The organism is Bradyrhizobium sp. Ken01 (assembly GCF_055807355.1).
Map to the genome: position 1 here is coordinate 1 of NZ_JBVVPC010000291.1, position 240 is coordinate 240.

Genomic DNA, 240 nt, shown 5'->3' on the forward strand with positions numbered 1-240 from the left:
GCGTGGAAGACAAAGTGACTGTTCCGCTGTTTGAAGGCGTACAGAAAACCCAGACCATTCGTTCTGCTTCTGATATCCGCGATGTATTTATCAACGCAGGTATTAAAGGTGAAGAGTACGACGCGGCGTGGAACAGCTTCGTGGTGAAATCTCTGGTCGCTCAGCAGGAAAAAGCTGCAGCTGACGTGCAATTGCGTGGCGTTCCGGCGATGTTTGTTAACGGTAAATATCAGCTGAATC

1 protein-coding gene is annotated in these 240 nt (G+C 49.2%); it reads left to right on the plus strand.

From position 1 onward, the window contains the following. Nucleotides 1-14: 14 nt before the first annotated feature. Nucleotides 15-240, plus strand: a 226-nt coding sequence (locus AC0L3S_RS39700; RefSeq protein ID WP_473285442.1) for a DsbA family protein, incomplete at its 3' end; no start/stop codon positions are given.